The sequence below is a fragment of the Butyricicoccus sp. genome (genome assembly GCF_977037065.1).
Genome location: NZ_CDRQNY010000016.1, coordinates 45,426 through 54,752, shown reverse-complemented (window position 1 = coordinate 54,752; position 9,327 = coordinate 45,426). Strand labels below are relative to the sequence as shown.

Below are 9,327 nucleotides of genomic sequence, written 5' to 3'. Positions count from 1 at the left end.
AGAATTTGCGAAGCAAATTCATAAATTCCGGGAGCATGGTCCAGACCACCCTCTCTTGCCGCTATGCGGCAATTCACCTTGTGTATCTCGGAATTTATACAAGGGAAGAAAAAATGTGCCCGTAGGGCGCGGTTTTTCTTCGGTTTCGCTCGAAAGCGTGGTTTCGAGCGAGAGACTGTTCGGAAAACGAAGTTTTTCGACAGTCTCAAAAGGACGAACCCAACGGTTCGTCCTTTGCTTTTACTCAAGCTCCAAAATCGCTCTGCGGATTGCGGCATCCTGCTGCTCCACAGCGTCGAGCAGGCTCCTGTCCTCGAGCGGCTTATTGCCTCTCATGGCCTCGGTCAGCACAGCGCTGACCTGATACAGCCGCTCAAAGCCGAGGTTCTGTGCTACGCCCTTGAGGGTATGCGCACCGCGGAAGGCAGCTTCCCAGTCCTGCTGCAGAACCGCGTTGTGCAGATCGGCGCAGGTCGGGTCGCCCTGATACTTCTTCACGAACTTTTTCACCATGCTCTCATTGCACAGGCGCTGCAGCGTGTCCGCATAATCGCCGCCGATCTGTGCGTAAAACTCTTCCAGATTCATGTATGTACTCCTCCTCAGGTCTGTACGTTGTTGCGCTTTTGCTTTGCCCAGTACATCAGCTTGTCCGCCCGGCGGATGGCATCGACCAGCGGATGCACCTGATACACACCGCCGATGCTGACGGTCGGGTGGATATTCTCGTACTGCGGGATTTCGGTCGTATACACGGCTCCCCGAATGCGCTCGAGTGTCGAACGGAATTTCTCCGGCGGGATATGCGCCAGCAGCAGCACAAATTCATCGCCGCCGTAGCGGACGAGTGTGTCCGCTGTGTTGACGCGCGAGAGAATGACATTCGCAACGTGCCGCAGCACCGCATCGCCCGCAAGGTGGCCGTATTCGTCGTTGATCTGCTTAAAGTGGTCAATGTCGATCACCGCCAGCGCCTCCGCCTTTTCCAGCTCGGGCTGCTGGTCCTCGAGGTAGCGGCGCCCGTATGCGCCCGTCACCGGGTCCAGATAAAAATCCTCTCCGTGCGAGGCATCCAGCCGGAACCGCCGTCCGCCGCTCGTCACCCAAACGCTGTCGCTGAGTCTGCTGCCCAGCTCGAGCACGCACTCGCGTCCGTCCACGATCAGATACCGCGAAATCAGCTGATACGCGCACTCGTCGGTAAGCTCCAGCCTGCTCATGCGCGTCTTGTCCTCCATGCAGCGGCAGGCAATGCATCTGCTGCATCTCTTTCCGTGATTCCACACCGGAAAGCACGGCTGGACGCTGTCCGAGAACGTGCCGTCCGCATTCAGCTGCAGGACTTCGCCCTTTTTCGGATCAACCAGCCGCACCACATCAAAAATGCGGCTCATGCTCTCCATCGAATCCACAAGCTGCCTGCCGGTGACAGCGCCGGAATCCGGCAGCTCCATCTCCGGCAGCATGATATCGGTCTGCATCTCGCGGAACTGACCGACAGCGCCGAGATACCGCGGCTGGGCGTCACTCGACCAGAGCGCACGGGCCGCGAGCATGTACTCGTGTTCCCAGCCGACCTCCTGAAACCGCAGGGTGATCGGCATGCTGACATCCGGAGCATCCCGCGTGGTGGCAGACAGCGCGTTTTCCAGGCGGTTCAGGTCATCCTTGCTGAATATCGTGAATTTTTCCGTATCATACAGGCGGCTGGTAAACGGCAGCGTATCCGTGTGGTCTGTCACAGAGATGGTATGCGTTGCCGCGTCATAGTCGAACTGAATGCCGCAGGACTGCCTGGCAAAGAAGTCGGTCTTGAGGCGCTCGGTCTCGAGCGCCTGAATCGAGCGTCCGACCTGCGGCGTCGCCTGCTTGAGCATCATTTCGGTCGAAAGCTGCTGTGTGCGCGCCGTGGTGTGCGTATATCCCTCGTTTGCCTCGAGCAGACGCTCCCTGAGCTGCAGCGACCCATCGAGCAGGCACTCGAGCAGCAGCGGATTGAACGTGCCGCACTCGCCGTTTACGATCATCCGCAGGGCGGTCTCGTGGTCATACGCGGGCTTGTAGCAGCGCACGCTTGTCAGCGCGTCGTACACATCGGCAACCGAAACGACCTGCGCCGCGATCGGGATCGCCTCGCCGGTCAGACCGTCCGGATAGCCGCGGCCGTCATAGCGCTCGTGGTGCCAGCGCGCGATCTCGTATGCGGTCTTGAGCAGCGGCTCCTCATTGGAGAACGGCAGGCTGTGCAGGATATCCGCGCCGACCGTCGTGTGCGACTTCATGATCTCGAATTCTTCCTTTGTCAGCTTGCCGGGCTTGTTGATGATCTCATCCGGAATGCTGACCTTGCCGATATCGTGCAGGGCGGACGCATTGGAGATCAGCTGAATATCCTCCTGCGTCAGCGCATAGCGGTCGGTCTTCTGCACCAGACGATTCAGCAGAACCTCGGTGATGATGCGGATGTGCAGCACATGCGGGCCGCTCTCGCCGTTGCGGAACTCGACAATATGGCTGAAGATATTGATCATCAGGTCGCTGATCTTTTCTTTTTCGTAAATCTGCTCGGCGGCAAGCCGCATCAGCCGCTTCTGCTTGGCGGCCAGTATCAGCGCGTTGACCACGCGGCACCGGACGACCATGCGGTCGAACGGGCGGCTGATATAGTCGGTAACGCCGAGGTCGTACGCGCGCTCGATGTGCTCAATGCCGTTCTCCGCCGAGATCATCACCACCGGGATATCCTCGATCTGGCGGTTGTTGTTCATCGCGGTCAGCACGTCAAAGCCGTTCATCTCCGGCATGGCCATATCCAGCAGGATAAGGTCGATATCGGTGTGCGTCCGCAGCAGCTCGATCGCGCGTGCGCCGTTTTCTGCCTCGATAAAATTGTATTCGTCACCAAGTATATCGGCTAAGATCATGCGATTCAGCTCGGAATCATCTACGATCAGAATCGTGCTTTTTTCTTTCATTCGTGCTAAAACCTCCTGCCGGTCAAGCAATAGATGCCGTGATTGATTGATCACAGGCCGCATAAAACAAATTGTGTTCCTGTATGCATCTGCATGCATAAAAGCCGAGGTCTGCAGGGCAGAAACCCGGCAGGGATAATGCTAAAAGAATCCATTAGTATGATAACATTCTTTGCAGGTTTATGCAAGCTGTTTTGTTTCGGAAATGCATATTTTTTTAACTTTTATACGGTTTACCCTAAAAAAAAAAAAAAAAAAAAAAAAAAAAAAAAAAAAAAAAAAAAAACCGCACTTTTCGCCTGCTTTTCAGCCTGTCAGTGTAAACATGCAGTGTATCAATATGCAAAGGGCAAGCCCGATTCCCGCAGGAATCAGCACCGCCGCCAGTGTCCACTTTGCGCTGCGCGTCTCCCGCAGGATGGTAAGGCAGGTTGTCGAGCACGGCGCGTGCGCCACAGTGAGCACCAGTGTGCAGAGCGCGGTCTGCACCGTCCAGCCGTTTGCCAGCAGCAGCGCACGGAAGGAGGCAAAGTCCACGCCGGAGGCGATCGTGCCGGATGAAAGGTAGCCCATCACGATGAGCGGCATGACCAGCTCATTCGCCGGAAAGCCGAGGATAAACGCAAGCAGTATCACGCCGTCTATCCCGAACACCCGCGCTGCCGGGTCTAAAAATGCCGTGATGTGCGACAGGATAGCGGTATTCCCTATCTGCACATTGGCGAGCAGCCAGATGAGCACGCCCGCCGGAGCCGCCACGGCGGCGGCTCTCGCAAGGACGAACAGCGTCCGGTCGCGCACGCTGCGCACGATAACGCGCCCAATCTGCGGCATGCGGTACGGCGGCAGCTCAAGCGCAAACGACACCGCCTCTCCGCGCAAAACCGTTGCCGAGAGCATGCGAGACACGAGCAGCGTCAAGCCAACACTTGCCGCGATGACGCCGGTCAGCAGCAGCGCGCCGCCTGCCGCGCTGCCCGCGAAAAACACCGAGCACAGGAAAATAAGCAGCGGAAACCGTCCGTTGCACGGCGCAAAGCTGTTGGTGAGGATGGCGATCAGCCGCTCCCGCGGCGAGTCGATGATGCGGCAGCCTGTCACGCCGCAGGCGTTGCACCCGAAACCCATGCACATGGTCAGGCTCTGCTTGCCGCTCGCTCTCGCGCACTGGAAGGCGTGGTCAAGCTGAAACGCCACGCGCGGCAGGTAGCCTGCGTCCTCGAGCAGCGTGAACAGCGGGAAGAAGATCGCCATCGGCGGCAGCATGACCGAGACAACAGTTGCCAGTACGCGCCACAGCCCGTCGGTCAGCATCGAGACGAAAAACGGCGGCAGTCCCAGCTTCGCAAGCGCACCCGCAAACGGCGTGCCGAGTGCCAGAAGATGCGTGCTCAGCCACTCGCTCGGTACGTTTGCGCCGAATAGAGTGATATAAAACACGCCTGCGAGCAGCAAAAGCATGAGCGGCACGCCGAGCCTCCGGCTGAGGATCACATCGTCCGCTCGGTCATCCCGCGCGCAGGCGCATTCCGGCTGTCTGACGCACGTCAGCGCGATCTCCTCCGCGCGGAGTGCCGCCGCTGCGGTTGCAATATCATCCCTCTGTTCCTCCGTCAAATCCTCGTCCATCGCCGGATAGCGGATGGCGGTCGGGTGCGTTTCATTTTCGCCTGCCGCCGCTCGGCGTATCGCGGCTTCGAGCGCGTGCAGACCCTTTCCCTGCCGTGCGGCGCACGGTATCACCGGTATGCCAAGCTCCCGCTCGAGCGCGGCAACATCAATCTCAATGCCCTTTTTCGCGGCTTCATCCATGAGATTCAGGCACAGAATGGCGTTTTTCTGTACCTCCAGTACCTGCAAAGCGAGGATGAGACTGCGCTCCAGACAGCCCGCGTCCGCCACGAGCACCACCGCGCACGCCTGACCCGAAACCAAAAATTCCCGCGCGGCACGCTCCTCCTCCGAGTGCGCCCGCAGCGAGTAAGTACCCGGCAGGTCGGTCAGCGTCAGACCGCCGCCGCGCAGCCTGCCCTCGGCGCACGCGACCGTTTTTCCGCTCCAGTTGCCGGTGTGCTGGCGGCTGCCGGTCAGGGCGTTGAACACGGTCGATTTGCCGACGTTCGGGTTGCCCGCCAGCGCCACGGTGCGCCTCATGGCTGCACCTCGATTTGAGCGGCATCGCCTTTACGCAGAGCAACCACCGCGCCGCGTATCCGGTACGCGATCGGGTCGCCCGAGAGCGCACGCCGCACACAGGTTACGCGCGTGCCCGGCACTAACCCTAAATCCTGCACGCGCCGCCGCATGCCGCCGCTGAGATGCAGCGCTGCGACCCGCGCCCGCTGTCCGTCCCGCAGCGCCGACAGCGAAATATTTGCCGAATTGGCCATTCCAATCAGCCCCTTATCCATAATTTCTGCTTACAGACTATGCACTTTTGCGAAATTTGGTGCTACTCTACCCTGCCTGCACATATAGTAAGGCAGACCCCAAAGGAGGCTCGGCTGCATATGAAAACAAGCGAATCCTATCTGCCCGAGGGCAGCTACATGGTACAGCCTGCGGTCCGGCAGGCATTTTCCACGCTCGGCGCGCTGCGGCAGGCGCAGGACGAGGGACGCATTCTGGAAGCTGTCGCACAGCGGTGCACCGCCGCGCATGACCTGCTGTTCGACCTCGGCATCGCACAGGGCATCCTGCCGCGCGTATCCTGCGCGCTCGGCGTGGCGGAGGGCGACACGCGCGAGATTGCCATCCTGTCGCGTGTAGGCAAGCCCACCTGCTTCGTCGTCACCGATATCGACGAGAGCACGGACCCGCCCACAGCGTGGCTGTCGCGCACCATCGTCCAGCAGAAGGCGCAGGACCGGATGCTCGATTCCCTCCGTCCGGGTGACGTGATTCCGGCGCGTGTAACGCATCTGGAGCCGTTCGGCGCATTCGTGGACGCAGGCTGCGGCGTGCCATCGCTCATCGGCATCGAAAATCTGTCCGTGTCGCGCATCTGCCACCCGAGCGACCGATTGACCGTCGGGCAGTCCATTCTGGCCGCTGTCCGCACCGTGGAGCCGGAAAACCGGCGAATTTCACTCACCCACCGCGAGCTGCTCGGCACATGGGCGCAGAACGCGGCGCTGTTCTCCGTCGGTGAGACCGTGCGCGGCGTTGTCCGCTCCATCGAGCCGTACGGCGTGTTCATCGAGCTTACGCCCAACCTGTCCGGTCTCGCGGAGCCGCGCGCGGACCTGCGGCCCGGCATGGCGGTATCCGTGTACATCAAGTCCATCCTGCCGCAGCGGATGAAGGTAAAGCTGACCATCATCGACGTTCTCTCGCCGTATGACGCGCCGACACCGCCACGGTATTTCATCACGGACGGACATATTGAGGAGTGGACGTATACGCCGGCTGGGTGCGATAAAAAAATTGTTGAAACTATATTTGGATAACCGCTGCCGTAAGGCGCGACGACTCGGCGCGCCGTTTGTGACGGTGTGCAGACGGTTTATGCGGCGCGCCGAGGTCATCCTCCAGAGGACCATCTCTTGCCCTGCTGGGCAATTCACCTTGTCGCGCCCTACGAAAAACGTACCAAAGGCAATCCACGCAAATGAAAAAATGGAGAATGAAACCTTCACGTCTCATTCTCCATTTTCCATTTTAATCATTTCTGATTCTTCACTCTATCCCAGTACGCTTTCGCGGCCTGTTCGGTCTTATTCGGGCCGTATTCGTAGTATTGTGCGCCGCGCAGCTCCTCGGGCAGATACTCCTGCTGCACCCAATGGTTGGGGTACATATGCGGATACTGATAGGTCAGGCCGCGGCCTAATTTCTTTGCGCCGCCGTAATGCGCATCCTTGAGGTGCGCCGGAATATCGCCTGCCCTGCCCGCCCGAATGTCGGCAATGGCGGCATCAATACCATTGATGGCACTGTTGGACTTGGGCGCAGTTGCCATCAAAATGATCGCTTCCGCAAGCGGAATCCGCGCCTCGGGCAATCCCAGCTGGAACGCGCTGTCCACGCACGCCTTGACGATGGCGGCGCACTGCGGGTACGCCAAACCGATATCCTCACTCGCGATAACGAGCATGCGCCGCGCCGCAGAGATCATATCGCCTGCCTCGAGCAGCCGCGCGAGATAATGCAGCGCCGCGTCCGGGTCCGAGCCGCGCACGGACTTCTGCAGCGCCGACAGGATGTCGTAATGGCTGTCGCCGTCGCGGTCGTATCGCATGTTCGAGCGCTGCGCCGCCTGCTGCGCGTCCGCGAGCGTGATGCCGTCCGCCCCCGCACCGGAGACCAGCAGCTCGACCGCGCCGAGCGCCTTTCGCACGTCGCCGCCGACCGCCTGCGCGATGTACTCCGCCACGCCGTCCTCGACCGGCTTTGCATCTTCTCCCATTGCAAGTTTCAACGCGCGTTCCACCGCCCGGCGCATATCGGCCGCCTCGACCGGCTTGAACTCGAATACCGTGCAGCGGCTTAAAATCGCGTTGTAGATGTAAAAATACGGGTTTTCCGTTGTGGACGCAATCAGCGTGATCTTGCCGGTTTCGATGAACTCCAGCAGGCTCTGCTGCTGCTTTTTGTTGAAATACTGGATCTCATCGAGGTACACGAGCGCACCGTTCGGCGCGAGGAACGTGTCCAGCTCATCGATGATGGCCTTGATGTCCGCGATGCCCGCCGTGGTGGCGTTCAGGTGGTACAGCTTGCGGTCGGTCTGCTGCGCGATGATGGACGCGACCGTGGTCTTGCCCACGCCGGACGGCCCGTAAAATATCAGGTTCGGGATGCTGCCGCTTTCAATGACGCGGCGCAAAAGGCCGTTTTCGCCTAGTAAATGCCGCTGCCCGACCACATCGTCCAATGTCTTCGGACGGATTTTGTCTGCTAAAGGTTGGTACATTTTCTTCCCTCAATCATAATCTTCTCCGTAGGGCGGGGTGCCCTCACCCCGCCGTATAAACCGGAATGCATACCTAAAAACAACGGATATCCTGTAAACCGTAACCCCTGTATCCGCCATGAAAACAAACGGTTCATTTGGGGAACGGCGGGGTGAGGGCACCCCGCCCTACGGTATATCATTTCAAGTGTTGATGTATGTAAAAATTATACCACACTCTACCCTGATTCACAAACGGGACTTGACTTTATCGCTTTATTATGATAAACTATCCCCATCAAAGAAAACGAACACAGGAGGTCTTCCCATGGACAAGCCTTTTCTCGATAAGCTGCGCAAGATCGACCCGTATGTGCCGGGCGAGCAGCCGAAAACCGCCGATATCATCAAGCTGAACGCCAACGAGAACCCGTACCCGCCCGCGCCGGGCGTAACCGAGGTTCTGCGCACGTTTGACACCGCAAAACTCGCGATTTACCCGGATGCGAACGCAAAAGCACTCAAAACCGCTATTGCAGAACGGTTTGACCTGCAGCCGACGCAGGTATTCCTCGGCAACGGCTCGGACGATGTGCTTGCGCTGGCGTTCCAGTCGTTCTTCTGCTCGGACAAGCCCATCCTCTATCCGGACATCACCTACTCGTTCTATCCGGTCTGGTGCGACCTGTTCCGCATTCCGTACGAAAACATGCCGCTTGACGAGGATTTCTGCGTCAATGTGCGCGATTACGACAAGCCGAACGGCGGTATCGTGCTGCCGAACCCGAACGCGCCGACCGGCCGCGGCGTGTCGCTCGAGTTTCTCGAGGACCTGCTGCAGCACAATCAGGACTGCGTTGTCATCATCGACGAGGCGTATGTGGACTTCGGCGCGCAGAGCGCGGTTCCGCTGCTTGCCAAGTACGAAAACCTGCTCATCGTGCAGACGACCAGCAAGTCGCGCTCGCTCGCGGGCATGCGCATCGGCTACGCGCTCGGCTCGGAGACGCTGATTTCCACGCTTGAGGCGGTGAAAAACTCGTACAACTCGTACACGATGGACGCAATCGCACTTGCCGTCGGTGAGGCATCCATCCGCGATGAGGATTATTTCCAGCAGACCTGCCGCAAGGTCAGCACCACCCGTGACCGCTCGGCGGAGGCGCTGCGGGCGCTCGGCTTTACCGTGCTGCCGTCGCTGACCAATTTCCTGTTTGTCACCCACCCGGAGAAGAAAGCGCCGGATATCTTCGCCGCCCTGCGCGAAAAGGGTATCTTTATCCGCTATTTCAAGCTGCCGCGCATTGATAATTACCTGCGTATCACCGTCGGCACAGATGAGCAGATGGATAAGCTGATTGCAGCACTGAAAGAAATCCTGCTCTAATTTTATCTCTCTGAATATGCCATCGTAGGGTGCGACAAGGTGAATTGCGGCAACGCCGCAAGAGAAGGTGC

Annotated in this window: 7 protein-coding genes; 2 read left to right on the top strand and 5 right to left on the bottom strand. The window is 59.1% G+C overall.

What is annotated here, in order from left to right; all coding sequences use genetic code 11:
• Positions 1-240: 240 nt before the first annotated feature.
• The 4 genes from ACWVX6_RS07125 to ACWVX6_RS07110 form a co-directional block, all read right to left on the bottom strand.
• Positions 241-588, bottom strand: a complete 348-nt coding sequence (locus ACWVX6_RS07125) for an Hpt domain-containing protein (RefSeq protein ID WP_455152756.1) — start codon at positions 586-588, stop codon at positions 241-243.
• 14 nt (positions 589-602) lie between these two features.
• Positions 603-2,975: a diguanylate cyclase gene (locus ACWVX6_RS07120; RefSeq protein WP_455152755.1), complete on the bottom strand. Its 2,373-nt coding sequence runs from the start codon at positions 2,973-2,975 to the stop codon at positions 603-605.
• A 306-nt stretch (positions 2,976-3,281) separates the two neighbouring features.
• Positions 3,282-5,129, bottom strand: a complete 1,848-nt coding sequence (gene feoB, locus ACWVX6_RS07115; RefSeq protein ID WP_455152754.1) for a ferrous iron transport protein B — start codon at positions 5,127-5,129, stop codon at positions 3,282-3,284.
• A complete protein-coding gene (locus ACWVX6_RS07110) occupies positions 5,126-5,365 on the bottom strand; it encodes a FeoA family protein (protein WP_455152753.1) in 240 nt (79 codons plus the stop codon). The genes feoB and ACWVX6_RS07110 overlap by 4 nt, the downstream gene beginning before the upstream one ends.
• A gap of 120 nt (positions 5,366-5,485) precedes the next feature.
• Here ACWVX6_RS07110 and ACWVX6_RS07105 point away from each other — a divergent pair, with 120 nt between their 5' ends.
• Complete coding sequence (locus tag ACWVX6_RS07105) at positions 5,486-6,424, top strand: S1 RNA-binding domain-containing protein (RefSeq protein ID WP_455152752.1); 939 nt, start codon at positions 5,486-5,488, stop codon at positions 6,422-6,424.
• Between the two features lie 215 nt (positions 6,425-6,639).
• Here the strand turns inward: ACWVX6_RS07105 and ACWVX6_RS07100 are convergent, their stop codons facing one another.
• Positions 6,640-7,890 (bottom strand): replication-associated recombination protein A, encoded by a 1,251-nt coding sequence (locus ACWVX6_RS07100; protein ID WP_455152751.1) that lies wholly within the window; start codon positions 7,888-7,890, stop codon positions 6,640-6,642.
• Positions 7,891-8,197: 307 nt separating this feature from the next.
• Here ACWVX6_RS07100 and hisC point away from each other — a divergent pair, with 307 nt between their 5' ends.
• Positions 8,198-9,256: a histidinol-phosphate transaminase gene (gene hisC, locus ACWVX6_RS07095; RefSeq protein ID WP_455152750.1), complete on the top strand. Its 1,059-nt coding sequence runs from the start codon at positions 8,198-8,200 to the stop codon at positions 9,254-9,256.
• Positions 9,257-9,327: the final 71 nt, after the last annotated feature.

Coding starts and splice junctions, on each gene's coding strand:
- ACWVX6_RS07125 (WP_455152756.1), bottom strand. CDS start 588: ATGAATCTGGAAGAGTTTTACGCACAGATCGGCGGCGATTATGCGGAC.
- ACWVX6_RS07120 (WP_455152755.1), bottom strand. CDS start 2,975: ATGAAAGAAAAAAGCACGATTCTGATCGTAGATGATTCCGAGCTGAAT.
- feoB (WP_455152754.1), bottom strand. CDS start 5,129: ATGAGGCGCACCGTGGCGCTGGCGGGCAACCCGAACGTCGGCAAATCG.
- ACWVX6_RS07110 (WP_455152753.1), bottom strand. CDS start 5,365: ATGGCCAATTCGGCAAATATTTCGCTGTCGGCGCTGCGGGACGGACAG.
- ACWVX6_RS07105 (WP_455152752.1), top strand. CDS start 5,486: ATGAAAACAAGCGAATCCTATCTGCCCGAGGGCAGCTACATGGTACAG.
- ACWVX6_RS07100 (WP_455152751.1), bottom strand. CDS start 7,890: ATGTACCAACCTTTAGCAGACAAAATCCGTCCGAAGACATTGGACGAT.
- hisC (WP_455152750.1), top strand. CDS start 8,198: ATGGACAAGCCTTTTCTCGATAAGCTGCGCAAGATCGACCCGTATGTG.